The sequence below is a fragment of the Sphingobium fontiphilum genome, from assembly GCF_014196635.1.
Classification (GTDB): domain Bacteria; phylum Pseudomonadota; class Alphaproteobacteria; order Sphingomonadales; family Sphingomonadaceae; genus Sphingobium; species Sphingobium fontiphilum.
Map to the genome: position 1 here is coordinate 238,301 of NZ_JACIEB010000003.1, position 18,128 is coordinate 256,428.

An 18,128-nucleotide genomic window follows, 5' to 3' on the forward strand; every position below is an offset into this window, starting at 1 on the left:
TCCCGCTCTAAAGTTCGTGTGCGCGCTCAGACGCGCTCGATGATGGCAGCCGTGCCCAGGCCGTTGGCCGCGCACAGGGTGATGAGGCCGGTTTCCGCGTCGCGCCGCTCCAGCTCGTCCAGCACGGTGCCCACAAGCATTGCGCCGGTCGCACCCAGCGGGTGGCCCATGGCGATCGCGCCGCCATTGACGTTGATCTTGTCGTCGGGGATGTCCAGTTCCTGCTGGAAGCGCATGACGACGCTGGCGAAGGCTTCGTTCAGCTCCCAGAGATCGATGTCCTTCTCGGTCATGCCGCCCGCCTTGATCGCCTTGCGGGACACCGCCGCCGGCGCCGTCAGCATGATCATCGGTTCAGAACCGATATTGGCGTAGGAACGAATGCGACCGCGCGGCTTCAGACCAGCCTTTTCGCCAAATTCCTTCGACCCGACCAGGACAAGGCCGGCGCCGTCGACGATGCCGGAACTGTTGCCGCCGTGGTGAACATAGTTCAATTCTTCGATTTCGGGATATTTGGCCTTGGCCACCGCCTCGAACCCGGCCTTGCCGAACCCTTCGAAGGCGGGCTTCAGCTTGGCGAGGCTCTCAACAGTAGTGCCGGGCCGCATATGCTCGTCATGGTCGAGGAGCACGTCGCCCAGCACATCCCTGATCGGCACGATGGCATTTTTGAAGTAACCATTTTCCCAGGCATGGGCGGCCTTGCGCTGGCTCTCGACGGCGAAACGGTCAACATCCTCGCGCGTAAAGCCGTCGAGCGTCGCGATCAGGTCGGCGCCAATGCCCTGCGGGGCGTAGTGATTGCTGTAGGCGACCGACGGATCGGACGTCCAGGCGCCCGAGTCATATCCCATGACCGTGCGGCTCATCGACTCGACGCCGCCGCCAATGCCGGCCTGGATCATGCCGGCATGAACCTGCGCGGCGATAAGGCTGACAGCGTCCAGCCCGGTCGCGCAGAAGCGATGGATCTGCTGGCCCGCGACCGTCTGGGCATAGCCGGCCTGCAGAACCGCCGCGCGCGCCAGCACGCCGCCCTGTTCGCCGACAGGCTGGGCCATGCCGATGATCACATCGTCGAGCAGCGCCGTGTCGAGATTGTTGCGGCTCTGCAGAGCCTTCAGCAGCTGCGTCGCCATTTCGACAGAGGTGATCTCGTGCAGCGCGCCGTCAGGGCGGCCCTTGCCGCGCGGCGTCCGAACATGATCGTAGACATAGGCTTCCATCGTGAATTCCCGACCGGTGTTACAAAAATCGTCGTTCTCGCTCTTGGTGCTGCCAGGGCAAGCCGCACCTATCCAACGAAAGGCGCAGACCACGGCGCCGGCTGCAATTTGTTCGGCCTCGATAGCTGACCGGCATTTTAGGAGCGGACATCCGTGGTCATACAAGGCGAAGATTGCGCCCCATTCCGTATTTCTGCAACCACTTTGGGCGATCTGCTCCTCAAAGGGTGGGATAAGTCGCCTACAAAGGAAGCGCTGGTATTCCCGGGAGAACGCAAGACCTATAACGATGTCGTACGAAGCGTCATGGAGCGCGCGCGCGGCTTGAAGGCGCTGGGGATAAGGCGCGGCGACCATGTCGGCATCCTGCTGCCATCCAGCATCGAATTTGTCGAAACCCTGTTCGCCAATGCGATGTGCGGCGCCGTGTCAGTGCTGATGAACGCGCGGTACAAGGCGCCTGAAATGGCCTATGTGGCGCAGAATGCCGATCTTGCGGCGATCATCACCAATGATATGGTAAGCGAACATGTCGATTTCGGTCGACGGCTGGTGGAGGCCTTCCCCGACCTGCCCGATGCCGCCGATCCCTCCTCGCTCACGCTGGCGGGCGCGCCCCTCCTCAAGCGGATCGTGATGCTGGGCGGCCGCTCGGTCCCCGGTTTCGTCGATCAGGCTGCCTTCGACGCGGCGGCGCAGAGCGTGGATGACGCGGCGATTCACGCTTCCCGTCTGACCGTCAGGGTTCGCGACACCGCGATGATCCTGTATACGTCAGGGACGTCGGCCAATCCCAAGGGGTGCCTGCTCAGTCACGAGGCGGTCACCCGGGAGGCGTCGAATCTGGCCAACTATCGTTGGTCCTTCCAGCCTGACGAGCGCGCCTGGTCGCCGCTGCCCTTGTTCCATATCGCCGCGATGCTGTGCATGCTGGGCGCGGTGGATGTGGGCGGCACGTTCATCGGTCAGCCGCATTTCGACGCCGGAGAAAGCCTGCGGCAGATCGAGGAGGAACGAGTAACGATGATGTTCCTGCCCTTTGTCACATTCCATCAGGCCATGATCACCCATCCTGACTGGGCCAAGACCGACATGTCGTCGGTGCGCCTGCAAAATAGCTGCTTCGCGTTCATGCCGGAGCGCGTGGGCCAGGCCTATCGGGAAAAAGCCCCGCACATGCTCCAGGTCGGCACCATGGGCATGACCGAGGCGACCGGCATCGTCACCACCGGCGGCTATGCGATGGACCCGGAAATGGGGTTCAAGAAGCTCGGTTTCCCGCTTGCGGGCATAGAGATGAAGATCGTCGATCCTGAAACCGGCGAGGAAAAGGGCGTGAACGAACGCGGCGAGATCCTCATTCGCGGCTACAATCTGTTCGACGGTTATTACAAGGATCCGGAAAAGACGGCGGAAGCGCTGGACTCCGATGGCTGGTATCATAGCGCCGACATCGGCTCTATCGACGAACATGGCCATGTCATGTTCCACGGCCGGTTCAAGGATATGCTGAAAGTGGGCGGGGAAAATGTCGCCGCGGCCGAGGTCGAGGCGGTGCTGGCCACCCATCCGGCGGTTCGCCTGGCGCAGGTCGTCGGGCTGCCGGACGAGCGACTGGCGGAAATTCCGGCCGCCTATATCGAACGCGAAGGCGAAGTCGAGGTCGATGCCGAGGAACTCATCGCCTTCACGCGCCAACGCCTCGCTTCCTTCAAGGTTCCGCGCCATATCCGTTTCATCGACGAATGGCCGATGTCGGCATCAAAGATCCAGAAGTTCAAGCTGCGTGGCGCGCTGATGGACGAACTGGGCCTGAACGACTGAAAACACGGATTAAAGTCTAGGGAGAGTGACATGCGGGTGATCATCACGGGCGCTGCAAGCGGCATCGGCCGGGCCTGCGCCGAACTACTGGCGGCCGGGTCGGTGATTCCAGGTGAACATCGGATGCTGCTCGCGGATCGCGATGCCGCCAATCTGCAGGCGGTGGCCGAAGCGATCGGCCCCGCCGCCGCGATCTGCCTGGTCGATCTGGCCGAACCGGATTGCGGCGACCGGATCGTGGCGTCGGCGCTCGCCCATATGGGCGGGATCGACGCCGTCGTCAGCAATGCCGGCATCATCATGGGCGGCGCGCTGGTCGACCTGCCGATCAGCGATTTTGACCGCATTTTCGCCATCAACACCCGCTCGTCCTGGCTACTGGGCAAGGCGGCCCATCCGCACCTGAAGGAGAGCAAGGGGGCCTTCATCGCGACCGCGTCCATGTCGGCCACCCAGCCCACGCCCGGTCTTGGCTTTTATTCTCCCAGCAAGGCGGCCTTGCTGATGATGATCCGCCAACTCAGCATCGAATGGGGCCCTGACGGCATCCGGTGCAACACAGTGTCGCCCGGCCCCACCTACACGCCAATGACCGCCGCGGGATATGACGACCAGTCGCGGCGCGACCAGCGGGAAGCCAATATTCCGCTACGCAAGCTGGGCGTGGCGGAAGATGTCGCCCAGGCGATCCTGTTCCTGATCGGCCCGCATGCCGGCCATATCAGCGGCGTCGACCTGTTGGTCGATGGCGGAATGAGCAACATGCTGATGCCAGCCAGTGGCGGTGGGACCGGGCAGAAGCGGCAGAATTAAGATGGGATCAAACGGCGCGATCCGAAAGGATGACCAGTTCGGCATAAGGCCCGCCCAGCTCGGTGCGGGTTTCTATCAGCAGCAGCGCCGTCGCCATCAAATGATCGGTCAGCAACGCCACGGCACGGTCGGCGTCCCGCGCCAGCACCGCGTCCACGATCTGCGCATGTTCATCCGTCAGATCCCGGTCGCCATGGGCCAGCGGCACCGTAAGATAGCGGTAGCGTTCCGACTGGGCGTAGAGCCAGTCGCGCATCCTGAGCAGCCAGGGACTGTCGCACGCCGCAACCAGGGCCTGGTGGAACGCCGCGTGGGCGTCGGCATAATCCTCGTTCAGGCGCGCCGCCTCCCGCGGGTCACGGGTCGGCGTCTTGCTCAACCTATGGGCTGCGCTGACGATCGCAGCCTCCCAGTCCAGGCCTCCTCTCTCAATGGCGCGCCGAAGGCATTGGCCTTCAATGTCGCTGCGGACCCGAACCAGATCGGTCAGGTCGCTGATCGATATCGGCGTCACCCGAAAGCCCCGCGCATCGTCCTGCGTCACAAAGCCCTCCGACGTCAGCCGGGACAGGGCCTCGCGGACAGCCCCGAGGCTGAAACCCTGTGTTGCGGTGATGTCCTTGATGTTGATTTTGGCGCCGGGCACCAGCCGACATGTCAGAAGGTCGTCCCGCAATTGCCGATAGGCGCGCTCAGTCAGGCTCAACTTCTTGGTCATCGAGAAAATTATATCAGTTTTGCCGCCCGAGGCAATTGAGCAAGATGTATTTTATATCTTGAAATATATTTCAATAACATCCATTCCATCGACAGCGTGGTTTCGACAGATTCTCAGGAGATTTTCATATGCGGTTGGCCAAGGTAACGAAGGATGGCGCGGTCGGTCTGGCGGTTGACACGGGCGCGGGCGTCAAGGCGCTGTTCGGCGATGCAGCCCTTTATGACCTCGACGCGCTGGTCGCCAGCGGCGGCACCGCCCTGACGGATGCGGGCGCCAAGGTCAGCGCGGAGGGCGAGCCGGTACAGGTTGAGGAACTGACCTTCCTGTCGCCGCTCGTAAAGGCGCCCAAAATCATCTGCCTTGGCCTCAACTACAAGGATCATGCGGCCGAAGGCGGGTTTACAGTGCCCGAATTTCCCACGGTTTTCGGTCGTTTCAACTCGAGCCTCATCGGCCATGGCGCGCCGATCATCAAACCGACCTGTTCCGACCAGCTCGATTATGAAGGAGAGATGGTCGCGGTGGTCGGCAAGGGCGGCAAGGATATCAGCAAGGACGACGCCCTTTCGCATATCGTCGCCTATTCGGTGTTCAACGACGGATCGATCCGCGACTATCAGCTCAAGACCCCGCAGTGGACGGTGGGCAAGAATTTCGACGACACCGGCGCTTTTGGCCCCTGGCTGGTCACGGCTGACGAACTGCCTGCTGGCGGCGCCGGACTCAAGATCGAAACCCGTCTCAACGGGCAGGTGGTGCAAAGCGCGAACACTTCCGACATGGTGTTCGACGTGGCCGACACCGTCGCCCTGCTCTCCACCTGCTTCACGCTTGAGCCGGGCGACGTCCTGGTCATGGGAACGCCGTCCGGTATCGGTCTTGCCCGCAAACCTCCGCTGTTCATGAAGGATGGCGATTTGTGCGAAGTGGAGATCGAGAAGATCGGCCTGTTGGTGAACCCCATCAAGGCAGCGTGATCGAAAGGCCGGGCGCCGCCTTGTCGGCGTCCGGCCAGCGAAGGAGGGAAGGATGAACCAGAGCAGCCCGTCGGGACGCCGCGCCAAATGTTTGGGCGTCCATTCCATCGATCATTTCGCGCTCGAAGTGCCCGATCTGGAAGCCGCGCGCACATTTTACACACTCTTCGGACTTGATGTTCGGGAGAAGGATGGCGCGCTGGAACTCTATACGGTCGGCAACCCGCATCGCTGGGCGGTGCTGAGCAAGGGGGGGGACGCCAAGCGGCTGCGCTATCTGAGCTTCGGCATCTATCCGGACGAAGCGGATGCCTTTGCCGCCCATCTCGACGGCTGCGGCGTCACGCGGATTGCGGCGCCAGAAGGCGCGGAAACCGATGGTATCTGGTTCGCGGGCTTCGATGGCCTGCCGATCAACGTCCGTGTCGCCGACAAGGCCACCCCGTCGGAAAAGAGCCAGTTCACCTTTGTCAGCGCCCCTCCGGGCCAGTCCGGCGCCATTCCCAACAGCAAGGCGCCGAAGGTTCATCCCCGCCGCCTGTCGCATTTCGCGATCTTCACGACCGACGTGAATGCAGCGATCGACTTCTATGAAAAGACGCTTGGGCTGCGCCTGTCGGACAAGAGCGAGCCGGCGGTCGCCTTCCTGCACGGCGTGCATGGCAGCGACCATCACCTGCTTGCCCTGGTCCTTTCCGATCGGCGCGGCATGCACCACAACAGCTGGGATGTCGGATCGGTGATGGAATTGGGTCTGGGCGGCGCGACCATGGCCCGGGCAGGCTATGGCCCCAACTGGGGCGTGGGCCAGCATGTGCTGGGCGCCAACTATTTCTACTATGTGCGCGATCCCTGGGGCAGTTTCAGCGAATATTCGGCCGATATCGACTTCATTCCGCATGATGTCGACTGGCCGGCCGCCAACCACGCCCCGGAAGACAGCATGTTCCTTTGGGGCCCCGATCCGTTCCCCGAATTCATCCAGAACACAGAACCGGCGGAGGCCTGATCGGCATGACCACATTCGTACTTCTTCATGGCGGCGGCATGGGCGGCTGGACATGGAAATATGTCCGCGAGATTCTGGAGGCCAAGGGTCATAAGGTCTACACGCCGACCTTCACCGGCTTTGGCGAGCGCGAACATCTGATCGGCCGGGATGTCGGCAATGCGACCCATGTGCGGGACATCGTCAATGTCTTCAAATACGAGGATCTGCGCGACGTCGTGCTGGTGGCGCACAGCTATGCCGGCACCGTCGCGCCCGGCGTGATCGCGGAGGTTGGCGACAGGATCGCCTCCATCATCTATCTCGACGCCATCGTGCCCCGTTCCGGGGAACGGATCGCGTCCCTCATGGGCTATGTTCCCGAAGACCAGTTGGCAGCGCTGGATGCGATGCTCGAAGCGGGCGAAGGCCCGATCGGGTCTGGCGTGCATGAAATGCAGCGCGCGGCGGCCAAGGAACACCCGCATCTCATGGACCCGGCGCGCGAAAAATGGCTGCTCGACAATCTGTCGGACCAGCCGATGAAGGCGACCGCCTGCGTCATACCCGTGGGGGCCGAGACGATAACCAGGCCTGTCGACTATATCGCGGCGGCCGTCACGGTGATGACGGCGATGCACGACCGCGCGCGCGAGCTGGGCTGGACCATGCATGACCATCCGGGCGATCACGCCCTGCTGGTGGGCGATCCGGAGGGAACGACCGACCTCATTCTGAAGATCGCCGCCGGGGGAGCAAAGGCATGAACGCGGCTGATCTGTTCTGTGTAAAGGACCGCGTCGCCGTCGTCACCGGGGGTTCGACCGGCATCGGTCGCCACATCGCAACCGGCTTTGCCGCTGCGGGCGCAAAAGTCTATATCTGCGCCAGGACCAGCGCCAAGGTGATGGCGGCCGCAGCGGACATTGAGGCCAAGACCGGGGGGCGCTGCACCGGCCTGGTCGCGGACCTGTCGACCCTGGCCGGCATAGAGGCTCTGGTCGCGACGGTGTCCGCGCAGGAGCAGGCCGTACATGTGCTGGTCAACAATGCCGGAACCATGGCGGACGCGCCCATCGACGAGTATGGCGAGGGCGCATGGGATCCGGTCATCGACCTTAATCTGAAGGCGCCTTTCTTCACCCTTCAGAAATTTCTGCCCTTGCTTCGCGCAGGCGGCACGGCGGAGCGCCCGGCATCCATCATCAACATCGGGTCGGTCGGCGCGCTCAAGGTCGGGCCCAAGGAAAATTACGCTTATCAGGCCTCGAAAAGCGCCATTCACTGGATGGCCAAGGGTCTGGCCAAGCGGCTTGGACGCGATAATATCACCGCCAATGTGATCGCACCGGGATTCTTCGAATCCGAGATGACCGTCATCACCTCGGACGACATGCGCAAAATGGTCGAATCGATGGTGCCCCGCGGCCGCGTCGGTACGCCGGAGGATCTGGCGGGGACAGCCATCTATCTCGCCTCGCGCGCGGGCGCCTATGTCACCGGATCGGTCATTCCGGTCGAGGGAGGATTGTCGATCTGATATGATCCGGCATTTCGTCGTTGGCGGATCGCGCAGACGCGCGGTCGGCGCATGACGCTGCTGAACGGGGAAGATGGTGTCGATGGGAGCCGCGGCAAACGCGCCTGTCGCCATCGGCATGAAGCCGGGCTGGCAGGCGGATTGTTTAGCCAAGGCCAACCACTTGCCCTATAGTTGGATAGGTTCGTAAAGCATCGGCGGCGCGCTTAGTCGCAACGCCAACAACGGGAACGACGATGGATTTTTCACTCACCGAGGAACAGCAGGCGTTCAGGGACATTGTCCGCCGCTGGGTTGATGCGGAAGCGCCCAAGGACTGGATGCGCGCGCTCGAGGCCGACGAAGAAAATTATCCCTATGCGCTTTGGGACAAGATTGCCGAGCAGGGCTTTTTCGGGATCGGCATTCCGGAGGAATATGACGGCCTGGGCGGCGACGTCATGATGCAGATGATCTTTGCCCGCGAATTCGCCCGCACGGCCGGCGGCCTGCTGTGGGTCTGGGGCCTCACCTCCTTCGGCGGCGCGAAGACGATCAGCGCGGTCGGCACGGAAGAGCAGAAGAATCGCTGGCTGCGTCCCATGGCGCAGGGCAAGCTGCGCGTCTCGCTGTCGATGACGGAGCCCGATGGCGGCACTGACGTCCTGGGCGCGATGAAGACCCATGCCGAAAAGGTCGACGGCGGCTGGAAGCTGAACGGCGCCAAGATGTGGACGACCGGCGCCAAGGCCGCCGACAGGCTGCTCGTCCTCGCCCGCACCGACAAAAATGTCGAAAAGAAGCATCATGGTCTCACCATGTTCTTCGTCGACGCCAAATCGCCCGGCATCACCGCCTCGCTCCTGCCCAAGCTCGGCATGCGCGCAATGGGATCGTGCGAGGTTCATTATGAGGATGTCTTCGTTCCCGACGAAGATGTGCTGGGGGAACCCGGACAGGCCTGGTACGCGATGCTGCCCACGCTCAACAATGAGCGGATCATGGTCGGCGCGCAGTGCCTGGGCGCGATCGACGGCGTGCTGGAAGACGCGCTGGAATATATGAAGCAACGCAAGGCGTTCGGCGGCATTATCGGCCGCTTCCAGATCCTGCAGCACTATGTCGCAGATATTGCGACCTGGCAGAAGACGACCGAATTGCTGCTCTATAATGTCGCATGGATGCAGGCCAACGCCATGCCGTGCGGGACCGAAGCAAACATGCTCAAGATGGTCGCAACGGAAAATGCCGTTAAGGCAGCGGACCTTGGCATCCAGATATTGGGCGGCATGGGTTATTCGGCGGAAACCGACATGCAGCGTTACTGGCGCGATCATCGCATCCTGCGGATGACCCCGATCAGCAACGAAATGGTGCGCAACACGATTGCCGAGAGCCTCGGCCTGCCGCGTTCTTTCTGAGGACCGACGATGAGCGATCTTGACGATCTTCCCCCTGCCCCCGACGCCGCCGGCACATCGCTTGACGGCGACAAGGTCTTCACCATCACCGCGGAAGAGAATGCCGCGCTGTGCCGGTCGACCGGGGTCGAGCCGGCCGCCGATGGCAGCGCCCATCCCATCTATTATTACATCGCGACCCAGGTCGCGATGGGCAAGACCGTGGCGGGCGTTTGCGAAGCATGCGAGTTCGACGTCGAGGATGGCCCGATGATGGGTAGCAGCGGTGTGCGGTTCGACGCGCCTTTGAAGGTCGGCGAAAGCTACAAGGTGACGGGAGAGATACTCAGCCTGGTCCGTAAGCGCAGCCGCAAGCTGGGCGTCATGGATGTGCTGACCTACCGCCTGCGCCTGCACCTGCTCGACGGAACGCAGGTGCTGGAAACCGATAATGTGTGGGTACTGCCCCGCAAGGAGTTCGCCGCATGAGCCATGCCGTCGGAGACGCGCTGCCGCCTTTCACGATCGAGAGCGTCAGCCCGGAAGCCATGAAGCAGTGGGCGGTTTTCCTGGCCGATCCCAATCCCATCCATCTCGATGTCGAGGTGGTGAAGGCCAAGGGGCTGGGCGACCGGGTCATCAACCAGGGTCCGATCAACGTCGCCTATATGATGAACATGCTGATGCGTGCCTTTCCGGGCGGGCGGATCAAGACGATGGATTCGCGCTTTCTGGATAATGTCTATGGCGGGGACCGGGCGGTGGTGACGGGCAGGATCGCGGCGATCGAAGGCAATGCCGTGACCTGCGAATTCTCGCTGGACGTCGATGGCCGCGGCACGGTCAATTCCGGCACGGCGACTATTGAAATCTAAGAGATCAGAGGAGAACATCAATGCCTAGCGGACCCTTTGCCCATGTGTGCATGGTCGTGCGCGATCTGGACAAGGCCATCGAGGATTGGACCAGGATTCTGCGCGTGCTCGATCCCGCATCGCTGGAAGAGCGCATCGTCAAATATGACGAATTTTCGAGCGGCGACGACGCCGGCATGAAATGGGCGACCTTCGTCAACAATGGCGGCACGGAAATCCAGTTCATTCAACCGGCGCCAGGCACTCCTATGGGTGATCGTCTCGAAAAGGTGGGCGAGCATGTCCATCACCTCTGCTATGCGACCGACGACGTGCCGGGCGCGATGGAAAAGCTCAAGGCCGAGGGGCTGCACCTGCCCGGCGGCGGTCAGACCTTCAACGACCCGGACATGACCTGGCAGAAGTGGAGCTGGGTCGGCCACAAGAGCACGCACGGCGCGCTGATCGAAGTCGCCTCGCCCTACGAGAGCCGCAACGATGGCAAATGGCACCATGCACCGGGTAAATTCGCCTATAAGGGTCCTGGCGAACACCCCTCTTTCGCCGAGATGGTCCCGCCGATCGCGGCTGAGTGAATGCCGGCTCCCGGCATGACAATCCCTTCGCGGATAAGCGTGCCGGGCGACGGGCTGGAGATGGTCGCGGACGCTTATGGCGACCCTGCCGCCCCGCCCGTCTGCTTCTTCCACGGTGGTGGTCAAAGCCGCCGTTCCTGGGCAAAGTCCGCATTGCTGGTGGCGCAGGCCGGCTATTACGGCCTGACGTTCGACCTGCGCGGCCATGGCGACAGCGGATGGGCGGCTGACGGCGATTATCTGCTGGAGGCCTATGGCCGCGATGTCGAATCCATCATCCAGGCCTTCGACCGGCCGATCGCTCTGGTAGGGGCCTCGCGCGGTGGCCAGTCGGCGCTGGTGGGTGGGTCTCGCCATGCCGATCTGGTGCGCCTCATTATGCTCGCCGACGTGGCGCCCTATATGGTCGATGACGGCGTTGATGACATCCGCGACTTTTTCCGCGCCAGCGACTGCGGCTTCGCCTCGCTGGAGGATGCGGCCGACGCCCTTCATACCTATCTTGGCCAGCCCCGACTGCCTGACGTGTCCGGTCTCGCCAAATCCATGCGCGACGTCGATGGACGCCTGTTCTGGCACTGGGATCCGCGCACGACGGCGCCGGAATTTCTGCATCCCCCGTCGGAGGGGGAAGCGCTGATCGCCGCCGCTCGCCGGGCGAAATCGCCGTTAGTGCTGGTGAAGGCGGAACTCAGCGAAATTGTATCGGATGAAAGCGTCCGGCAATTTCGGGCGCTCGCCCCGCACCTGGAGGTCGAGATCGCCCACGGCGTCGGCCACATGTTCACGGGCGATCGGAACGACGCTTTTGCCGATCGCCTGCTTCATCACCTCGCCATTCATCTGCCGCTATGACAAGGGGCGCGGCTTTTGTTGTTGGGGCGACAGGCGGCCTTGGCGGCGCGATCTGCCGACGTCTTTCGACCGAATGGGATCAGCTCGCGATCGGCTATCGGTCGAGCCTGGAAAAGGCTTCAGCGGTCGCAGCATCCCTGCCGAACGGCGCTTGCGAGAGCCTGCCCGTTATCTGCGACCTTTCCGATCGGGCCTCGATAGAGACCGGCATCCGCGAGACGGTCGAGCAGTTCGGCGCCATCGGCACGATGATCTTCGCCAGCGGAGTCGACATAGCACAGCCCTTCGTCAGTCAGATCAGCGAAGAGCAATGGCGCGAGGTCATTGAAATCGAGCTGGTCGGCTTGACCCGCATCGTGTCCGCCACTCTGCCCTATTTCCGCGCTCAGGGTTTCGGCAATTTCGTCACAGTCGTTTCAGTTGCAAATTACTGTTTCCCTCCCGGCGACGCCCTGTCCTCCGTGCCAAAGGCGGGGATGGAAGCGCTCGGCCGCGCCATAGCCAAGGAGGAGGGCCGCTATGGCATCAGGGCCAATATGGTCGCACCGGGAATCATTGACGCGGGCTTGGGCGCCGAATTTCTGACGTCGCTCTATTCACCCCAAATCTGGGAAACGCAGCGCAAGCGCATCGCCCTGCAACGGTTCGGTAGCGGCGAGGACATTGCCGAAGCCGTGGCCTTCCTTGCATCAGAGAGAGCGCGATACATCACCGGCCAGACGTTGATCGTCGACGGCGGCTTCAGCCTCTGAAACCGGCGGCCGCCTTCAACCCGGCCGCCGCTGCGCAGCCACGCCGCCGCCCCAATTATGGATGCGCTAGCAGAAACGGGCGCGGGACGGCGCGAAATTATGCATATGCGCCCTGCCGGGGCATATGAAGAGCTGGATGTCTTCGGCACTTTCATAGGCACGGGGTGCGCCAATGGAATCGGGAACGACGTCGCGTTCGCCCATGGCGATCAGCACCGGGACGCGCACTGCCACCGCTTCCAGCGCGACCGCGCCCGGCGCGACCATATATACGCTGCAGGGCGGCGTTGTCGCCGAACGCCATTCGGGCAGCGGATCGATCAGCCCTGCCGACGCCATCATGTCGCGCGTGACGATGTCGGCGGGCTCATCATCATGGTGGAAGGACCATTGGAAAGGACGCTTGCCTGCCCTTGCCGTTCCCTTCGGCGACGGGTCCTCTTGAACCGAACCGGCGGGCCATCGCCCCGCCGGTTCGGCGCTTCGATCACTTATAGGGATCGACGGGCTGGGGAACGTTGATGACTTCCAGATCCTTCAGCATCGTCAGCACGTCGGAGATCGAATAGATGTGATCGATCTTGTCGCCACGGAAACGCAGCCAGGAAAACCAAAGCACGTTGAGGTCGTTGCCGGTCGGCTGGACGCCCATATAGGGACCGCCGGTATGCTTGCCATGGTGATGGCACAGCACGCAGATCTCGTCCTCGCCGCGGCCCCAGGCCTTGAGCGTGCGATAGATGCTGGGCGGGAAGGTCTTGTAGAGGCCCTGCGGCGAGGTCTTCCACACATGATAGGTGCCAAGGTCGGGGCGGTTGGGATTGTCGTAGGTCATGGTGTCGGTATTGAAAAATACGTCCATTCCATCCCAATCGCCGCGATTGATGACTTCATGCAGATCCATCCAGTGGTTGACCATGAACGCCTGCCGCTCGGTCAGCCCTTCTGTAATTTCCGCCCGCTTCTCCTTGGACAGGACGAAATCGGCTTCCGTGAACGGGGCGAGGCCCATAATAGTCTCCTTGAAAAAATCGGTCCGCGGGGATGGTCCCTCAGCCTGTGATTTCTTCGCCATCGTCGCCGCGCCCGGCACCTACCTAATGGAAGGCGGCGCGCCTGCCGCACTATGTCAGCAGGGATTCTATAGAATGATGTGAGATGGCGGAGAGGAGAGGGCGTGACGCTGACCCTGCAGGAAATGTCGGACCGGTTCGAAATCCAGGATCTGATCGTTGGCTATTGCTATGCGGTGGACACGCGCGATTGGGATGGGCTGGACCGCTATTTCACCGAAGACGCGGTGATCGACTATTCCGAAATGGTGGGCGTGGTCGGCGGCCTCGCCGAAATCAAGGCGTTCCTCTCTGCCAGCCTGACGCCGATTCTCGCCTTCCAACATGCCGTGTCCACCACCCAATATAAGATCGCCGGCGACCGGGCGCAGACCAAGACCGCGTGCTATAATCCCATGACGGTCAGCAATGGCGAAACGACCGATACGCTCGTCTTTGGCCTTTGGTATCATCATGACTTTGTCCGGACAGCGCAGGGGTGGAAGATCAGCCGCCTCTACGAACAGAAATGCTATCGCATGAATGTGCCGGACTGGCTCGCGGCGCAATTGCCCGCCTGAAATCCCACAACGCCTTTTTCAAGTTGCGAATGGAAGCCTGATGCGCCGCTCTCTGAACATGCTTTTCGTCCTGGTGTTGTTTCTCGCGGGCCTGTCGCTGCTCTGGCTGGGCGGACAACTCGCGCTGCTCGGCGGATCGCCCTGGTATGGCGTTTCAGGCCTCGTGATGACCGCCACAGCCATTCTGGGCTGGCGCCGTTCGCCACTCTCGATCACCCTCTATTGGGCCTTTCTCGCCGCCAATCTGGTCTGGTCGCTTTGGGAAGTCGGACTGGACGGCTGGGCGCTGGCGCCCCGGTTGGCCATGCCCGTCGCCATGGGCCTCTACATGCTCACGCCCTTTTATCGGCAGCATGTCGGGCTTGGCCGTCCCTTGCCTGGCGGCCGCGTCCTTTGGCCCGCACTTCTTCTGCTCGTCACAGGCTCGGTCGGCGGCGCTTTCTGGGCAGATCTTTCGCCCTCGGCTGCCAGCGCGCTCAGGGGAGCGGGGCCTGCAAGCCCGGCCGATGGCGAATGGCTCGCCTATGGCAACGACCGGGGCGGGTCGCGCTATTCGCCATTGGCCCAGATCACGCCCGCCAACGTCGGCAATCTGGAAAGGGCATGGACCTACCACACCGGCAAACTGACCGACGGCAAACAGGGGACCGCCTTTCAGGCCAATCCCCTCAAAGTCGGCGATCGCCTGTTCCTGTGCGCGGGCAATAATGATGTGATCGCGCTCGACCCGGAAACGGGCCGGCAATTATGGCGGCACCAGCCCAAGACGGATCTGGCCGGAGTCTATGGCCTCGTCTGTCGCGGCGTCACCTATTATCGCGTCCCGCAAGCCGATGGCCTCTGCGCCGAACGCATTTACACCGCGACGCTGGACGCCCGGCTGATCGCGCTCGACGCCGCCACCGGCCGGCCATGCCCCGGCTTTGGACGGGACGGTCAGGTGGATTTGAAGGCCGGGCTGGGCACGGTCGAGAAAGGCTATTATTTCGTCACATCGCCCCCCGCCCTGGTGCGCGGCCGCCTCGTCCTCGGCGGCTGGGTGATGGATGGTCAGAAGATCAAGGAGCCTTCCGGCGTGATCCGGGCGTTCGATGCCGTCTCGGGCGCATTTTCCTGGGCCTTCGACATCGGCCGGCCCGACGACCACGGCCCGCCGCCGCCCGGCGGCGTCTTCACGCCGGGCACCCCCAACAGCTGGGCGCCGATGAGTTCGGACGAAGGGCTGGGCCTCGTCTATGTGCCCACAGGAAATGCGACGCCGGACTATTTCGGCGGACATCGCACCGCCAATGACGATCGCTATTCCAGCGCCGTGCTGGCGCTTGACGCGGAAAGCGGGGCGGTGCGCTGGTCCTTCCAAACGACTCACCATGACCTTTGGGACTATGACGTGCCCGCCCAGCCCACGCTGGTCGACCTGCCCGGCGGCGTGCGCGGCCTGCTCCAGCCGACCAAGCGCGGGGAGATTTTCTTCCTCGACCGGGCGACCGGCAAGCCCATTCTGCCGGTGGAGGAACGCCCCGTTCCGCAAGGCGCCGTTCCCGGCGAACGCCTTTCGAAAACCCAGCCCTATTCGGTTGGCATGCCCAGTTTCGGCGGTCCGCGCCCGACGGAAATGGGCATGTGGGGCCTGACGCCGATCGACCAGGCCATGTGCCGCATTCGCTTCCGGCAGGCCCGCTTCGACGGGGACATGACCCCCTTGTCGACCGAGCATCCCACCCTGACCTGGCCCGGCTATCTGGGCGGCATCGACTGGGGCGGCGTATCGGTGGACCCCAAACGCGGCCTGATGATCGTCAACAACAACCAGGTCAGCAACTATAATCGGCTTATCCCCCGCGCCGTTGCGGACCGCCAGGGCATCAGGCCGATGACCGCCGCCCATATGAGCGATGTCGGCGGCCCCGTCGCCCAGCAGGGCGTGCCCTATGCCGCGCATATCGCGCCTTTCCTTTCCCCTCTGGCCATTCCCTGCCAGCAGCCCCCCTATGGCCGCATCAACGCGGTCGACCTGAAAACCGGGAAACTGGTGTGGAGCCGCCTGTTCGGCACATCGCGCGACAGCGGTCCACTGGCCCTGCCGACCTTCGTGCCGATCCCCATGGGCGTGCCCAATATCGGTGGATCGGTCGCGACCGCGAGCGGCCTCACCTTCATCGGCGCGACGCAGGAGCATATGTTCCGCGCTTATGAAACCACCACCGGGCGGCTGCTTTGGAAGGCGCGCTTGCCGGCGGGCGGCAACGCCTCCCCCACGACCTACTGGTCCAACGCCAGCGGGCGCCAGTTCGTGGTCATCGCGGCGGGCGGACATGGCGCCATGCTTTCGGGTTCGAGCGATGCGTTGATCGCCTATGCCCTGCCCAAACAATAGCGTGCACCGCGAAGCCGACGCATCGCGCCGGCCGGGCAAAGTCGATAAAAAACCGGATGTTGCCTGCCCGATCCTACCCTTTGGCGGGCAAGATCGGGCGACGCGACCTTATGTTTCTCCTGACAACAAGGGGAGGAAGAACATGCCAGCACATGGCAGTCTGCTGAGACGCTTGCCAGTCTGCGCCGAGGATGAACGAGCAATCAAACATGTGCTGCTGCGTTACGCCACCGGTATAGACACAAGGGACTGGCCTTTGTTTCGGACCTGCTTCGCCCAGGATTGCGAGACAGATTATGGCAGCTTCGGGCATTGGCGCGGGCCGCGCGAAATCGCCGAATATATGGCCGATGCGCACCGTCACATGGGGCCGACGCTGCACCGCATCACCAACATCGTGATCGAGAAGCGTGACGACCAGGTGCACGCGCGCAGTTATGTCGACGCGATCCTGCCTGAAGCGGCTCAGGGCGGCATGACCCACAGAGCGACCGGCTATTATGACGATTGCCTGGTTCGCACATCGGAGGGATGGAAAATTTCCAGGCGGAAATTCACCCTGGTCAAGGCCGGGCTGGATGGCTGACTCCAACCGTCAGGTGCTGTTGACGTCGCGTCCGGCGGGAATCGCGCAGGCGGAAAATTTCGCGATCAGACAGGCGCCGATCCAACAGCCCGCACCGGGTCAGATCCTGGTCCGCAATCATTATCTCTCTATCGAACCCGCCATGCGCGGCTGGATCGCCGATGCCGGCAATTATGCCGCGCCCGTGCCCATTGGTTCGGTGATGCGCAGCCTTGCCTCCGGCGAGGTGGTCGCCTCTGCGCATCCCGACTATGCGGTCGGCGAGCATGTGACCGGCTGGTTCGGCTGGCAGGATTATGCCTGTGTCGACGCCGATCAGGTCGTGCAACGCACCACCGCGGACGAGATGCGGGCGTCGCTCGGCATTTTGGGCATCAACGGCATGACGGCCTATCTGGCCCTCACACTGGTCGGCCAGCCCCGTGCAGGCGAGACCGTCCTGGTATCCACGGCGGCTGGCGCGGTCGGTTCGGCCGTTGGCCAGATCGCCCATATCCTTGGCTGCCGCACGATCGGGATAGCCGGCGGCCCGGCCAAGGTGCGGCGTTGCGTGGAGGAATATGGCTATGACCGCGCGCTGGATTATCGCGCCGGAAATCTGGCGGCCGCGATCAAAGGCCATGCGCCCGAGGGGATCGACATTTATTTCGACAATGTCGCTGGCGCGATAAGCGATTCGGTTCTGCCGCATCTGGCCCCGCGCGGGCGCGTGATCGTGTGCGGGACGGCGTCGATCGACCGCTGGGATCCCTGGCCGATGGGACCGCGCGTCGAACGCCATCTGCTCGTCAAACGCGCCCGCATGGAGGGTTTCGTCATCTTCGACCATGCCGATCGCTATGCCGAAGCGACAGCGCAATTGCGGACATGGATCGCGCAGGGCCGTCTGACATGGCGCGAGGACATATTGGACGGGATCGAATCCTGCCCCGACGCGCTGGCCGGTCTTTATCGCGGCGAAAATGACGGCAAGCGGCTCATCCGTCTCGTCTGATCTGGGAAGA

The 18,128-nt window shown here is 62.8% G+C and carries 20 protein-coding genes; 16 read left to right on the forward strand and 4 right to left on the reverse strand.

The window, feature by feature from the left end; all coding sequences use genetic code 11:
- Positions 1–26: 26 nt before the first annotated feature.
- The gene (locus GGR44_RS08210) at positions 27–1,229 is read right to left on the reverse strand and encodes an acetyl-CoA C-acetyltransferase (protein WP_183955082.1); all 1,203 of its coding nucleotides are present in this window, start codon (positions 1,227–1,229) and stop codon (positions 27–29) included.
- 204 nt (positions 1,230–1,433) lie between these two features.
- Here GGR44_RS08210 and GGR44_RS08215 point away from each other — a divergent pair, with 204 nt between their 5' ends.
- Both GGR44_RS08215 and GGR44_RS08220 read left to right on the forward strand, forming a co-directional pair.
- A complete protein-coding gene (locus tag GGR44_RS08215) occupies positions 1,434–3,053 on the forward strand; it encodes a class I adenylate-forming enzyme family protein (RefSeq protein ID WP_221214314.1) in 1,620 nt (539 codons plus the stop codon).
- Between the two features lie 30 nt (positions 3,054–3,083).
- Complete coding sequence (locus tag GGR44_RS08220) at positions 3,084–3,866, forward strand: SDR family NAD(P)-dependent oxidoreductase (RefSeq protein ID WP_183955084.1); 783 nt, start codon at positions 3,084–3,086, stop codon at positions 3,864–3,866.
- 7 nt (positions 3,867–3,873) lie between these two features.
- Here the strand turns inward: GGR44_RS08220 and GGR44_RS08225 are convergent, their stop codons facing one another.
- The gene (locus tag GGR44_RS08225; RefSeq protein ID WP_246344404.1) at positions 3,874–4,584 is read right to left on the reverse strand and encodes a GntR family transcriptional regulator; all 711 of its coding nucleotides are present in this window, start codon (positions 4,582–4,584) and stop codon (positions 3,874–3,876) included.
- A 128-nt stretch (positions 4,585–4,712) separates the two neighbouring features.
- Between GGR44_RS08225 and GGR44_RS08230 the strand changes: the two genes are divergently transcribed.
- The 10 genes from GGR44_RS08230 (at position 4,713) to GGR44_RS08275 (ending at position 12,528) form a co-directional block, all read left to right on the forward strand.
- Positions 4,713–5,564: a fumarylacetoacetate hydrolase family protein gene (locus GGR44_RS08230; protein WP_183955085.1), complete on the forward strand. Its 852-nt coding sequence runs from the start codon at positions 4,713–4,715 to the stop codon at positions 5,562–5,564.
- Between the two features lie 52 nt (positions 5,565–5,616).
- Positions 5,617–6,573, forward strand: a complete 957-nt coding sequence (locus tag GGR44_RS08235; RefSeq protein WP_183955086.1) for a VOC family protein — start codon at positions 5,617–5,619, stop codon at positions 6,571–6,573.
- A gap of 5 nt (positions 6,574–6,578) precedes the next feature.
- On the forward strand, positions 6,579–7,319 hold the full coding sequence (locus GGR44_RS08240) for an alpha/beta fold hydrolase (protein WP_183955087.1): 741 nt from the start codon (positions 6,579–6,581) through the stop codon (positions 7,317–7,319).
- On the forward strand, positions 7,316–8,092 hold the full coding sequence (locus tag GGR44_RS08245; RefSeq protein ID WP_183955088.1) for an SDR family oxidoreductase: 777 nt from the start codon (positions 7,316–7,318) through the stop codon (positions 8,090–8,092). Before GGR44_RS08240 ends, GGR44_RS08245 begins: the two co-directional genes overlap by 4 nt.
- 236 nt (positions 8,093–8,328) lie before the next feature.
- A complete protein-coding gene (locus tag GGR44_RS08250) occupies positions 8,329–9,492 on the forward strand; it encodes an acyl-CoA dehydrogenase family protein (RefSeq protein ID WP_183955089.1) in 1,164 nt (387 codons plus the stop codon).
- Positions 9,493–9,501: 9 nt separating this feature from the next.
- On the forward strand, positions 9,502–9,960 hold the full coding sequence (locus GGR44_RS08255; RefSeq protein ID WP_183955090.1) for a hypothetical protein: 459 nt from the start codon (positions 9,502–9,504) through the stop codon (positions 9,958–9,960).
- Positions 9,957–10,346, forward strand: a complete 390-nt coding sequence (locus GGR44_RS08260; RefSeq protein WP_183955091.1) for a MaoC family dehydratase — start codon at positions 9,957–9,959, stop codon at positions 10,344–10,346. Before GGR44_RS08255 ends, GGR44_RS08260 begins: the two co-directional genes overlap by 4 nt.
- A 20-nt stretch (positions 10,347–10,366) precedes the next feature.
- Complete coding sequence (locus GGR44_RS08265; RefSeq protein ID WP_246344405.1) at positions 10,367–10,921, forward strand: VOC family protein; 555 nt, start codon at positions 10,367–10,369, stop codon at positions 10,919–10,921.
- A 15-nt stretch (positions 10,922–10,936) separates the two neighbouring features.
- Positions 10,937–11,776 (forward strand): alpha/beta fold hydrolase, encoded by an 840-nt coding sequence (locus GGR44_RS08270; protein WP_246344406.1) that lies wholly within the window; start codon positions 10,937–10,939, stop codon positions 11,774–11,776.
- Positions 11,773–12,528: an SDR family NAD(P)-dependent oxidoreductase gene (locus GGR44_RS08275; RefSeq protein ID WP_183955093.1), complete on the forward strand. Its 756-nt coding sequence runs from the start codon at positions 11,773–11,775 to the stop codon at positions 12,526–12,528. The genes GGR44_RS08270 and GGR44_RS08275 overlap by 4 nt, the downstream gene beginning before the upstream one ends.
- 66 nt (positions 12,529–12,594) lie before the next feature.
- Here GGR44_RS08275 and GGR44_RS08280 read toward each other — a convergent pair whose 3' ends face one another.
- Both GGR44_RS08280 and GGR44_RS08285 read right to left on the reverse strand, forming a co-directional pair.
- Positions 12,595–12,870: an alpha/beta fold hydrolase gene (locus GGR44_RS08280; RefSeq protein WP_246344407.1), complete on the reverse strand. Its 276-nt coding sequence runs from the start codon at positions 12,868–12,870 to the stop codon at positions 12,595–12,597.
- 145 nt (positions 12,871–13,015) lie between these two features.
- The gene (locus GGR44_RS08285) at positions 13,016–13,540 is read right to left on the reverse strand and encodes an ester cyclase (protein ID WP_183955094.1); all 525 of its coding nucleotides are present in this window, start codon (positions 13,538–13,540) and stop codon (positions 13,016–13,018) included.
- Between the two features lie 165 nt (positions 13,541–13,705).
- Between GGR44_RS08285 and GGR44_RS08290 the strand changes: the two genes are divergently transcribed.
- The 4 genes from GGR44_RS08290 to GGR44_RS08305 are packed head-to-tail and all read left to right on the forward strand — an operon-like array spanning position 13,706 to position 18,118.
- On the forward strand, positions 13,706–14,161 hold the full coding sequence (locus GGR44_RS08290; RefSeq protein WP_183955095.1) for a nuclear transport factor 2 family protein: 456 nt from the start codon (positions 13,706–13,708) through the stop codon (positions 14,159–14,161).
- Positions 14,162–14,201: 40 nt separating this feature from the next.
- Complete coding sequence (locus GGR44_RS08295; protein ID WP_183955096.1) at positions 14,202–16,538, forward strand: membrane-bound PQQ-dependent dehydrogenase, glucose/quinate/shikimate family; 2,337 nt, start codon at positions 14,202–14,204, stop codon at positions 16,536–16,538.
- 1 nt (position 16,539) lies between these two features.
- Positions 16,540–17,124 (forward strand): nuclear transport factor 2 family protein, encoded by a 585-nt coding sequence (locus GGR44_RS08300; protein ID WP_343052312.1) that lies wholly within the window; start codon positions 16,540–16,542, stop codon positions 17,122–17,124.
- Positions 17,117–18,118 (forward strand): NADP-dependent oxidoreductase, encoded by a 1,002-nt coding sequence (locus GGR44_RS08305; RefSeq protein ID WP_183955097.1) that lies wholly within the window; start codon positions 17,117–17,119, stop codon positions 18,116–18,118. Before GGR44_RS08300 ends, GGR44_RS08305 begins: the two co-directional genes overlap by 8 nt.
- Positions 18,119–18,128 lie beyond the last annotated feature (10 nt).

What these genes read in the sequence shown, in the direction of transcription:
- GGR44_RS08210 (WP_183955082.1), bottom strand. Translation starts at nt 1,229, where the DNA reads ATGGAAGCCTATGTCTACGATCATGTTCGGACGCCGCGCGGCAAGGGC.
- GGR44_RS08220 (WP_183955084.1), top strand. Translation starts at nt 3,084, where the DNA reads ATGCGGGTGATCATCACGGGCGCTGCAAGCGGCATCGGCCGGGCCTGC.
- GGR44_RS08225 (WP_246344404.1), bottom strand. Translation starts at nt 4,584, where the DNA reads ATGACCAAGAAGTTGAGCCTGACTGAGCGCGCCTATCGGCAATTGCGG.
- GGR44_RS08230 (WP_183955085.1), top strand. Translation starts at nt 4,713, where the DNA reads ATGCGGTTGGCCAAGGTAACGAAGGATGGCGCGGTCGGTCTGGCGGTT.
- GGR44_RS08235 (WP_183955086.1), top strand. Translation starts at nt 5,617, where the DNA reads ATGAACCAGAGCAGCCCGTCGGGACGCCGCGCCAAATGTTTGGGCGTC.
- GGR44_RS08240 (WP_183955087.1), top strand. Translation starts at nt 6,579, where the DNA reads ATGACCACATTCGTACTTCTTCATGGCGGCGGCATGGGCGGCTGGACA.
- GGR44_RS08245 (WP_183955088.1), top strand. Translation starts at nt 7,316, where the DNA reads ATGAACGCGGCTGATCTGTTCTGTGTAAAGGACCGCGTCGCCGTCGTC.
- GGR44_RS08250 (WP_183955089.1), top strand. Translation starts at nt 8,329, where the DNA reads ATGGATTTTTCACTCACCGAGGAACAGCAGGCGTTCAGGGACATTGTC.
- GGR44_RS08255 (WP_183955090.1), top strand. Translation starts at nt 9,502, where the DNA reads ATGAGCGATCTTGACGATCTTCCCCCTGCCCCCGACGCCGCCGGCACA.
- GGR44_RS08260 (WP_183955091.1), top strand. Translation starts at nt 9,957, where the DNA reads ATGAGCCATGCCGTCGGAGACGCGCTGCCGCCTTTCACGATCGAGAGC.
- GGR44_RS08265 (WP_246344405.1), top strand. Translation starts at nt 10,367, where the DNA reads ATGCCTAGCGGACCCTTTGCCCATGTGTGCATGGTCGTGCGCGATCTG.
- GGR44_RS08270 (WP_246344406.1), top strand. Translation starts at nt 10,937, where the DNA reads ATGACAATCCCTTCGCGGATAAGCGTGCCGGGCGACGGGCTGGAGATG.
- GGR44_RS08275 (WP_183955093.1), top strand. Translation starts at nt 11,773, where the DNA reads ATGACAAGGGGCGCGGCTTTTGTTGTTGGGGCGACAGGCGGCCTTGGC.
- GGR44_RS08280 (WP_246344407.1), bottom strand. Translation starts at nt 12,870, where the DNA reads ATGATGGCGTCGGCAGGGCTGATCGATCCGCTGCCCGAATGGCGTTCG.
- GGR44_RS08285 (WP_183955094.1), bottom strand. Translation starts at nt 13,540, where the DNA reads ATGGGCCTCGCCCCGTTCACGGAAGCCGATTTCGTCCTGTCCAAGGAG.
- GGR44_RS08295 (WP_183955096.1), top strand. Translation starts at nt 14,202, where the DNA reads ATGCGCCGCTCTCTGAACATGCTTTTCGTCCTGGTGTTGTTTCTCGCG.
- GGR44_RS08305 (WP_183955097.1), top strand. Translation starts at nt 17,117, where the DNA reads ATGGCTGACTCCAACCGTCAGGTGCTGTTGACGTCGCGTCCGGCGGGA.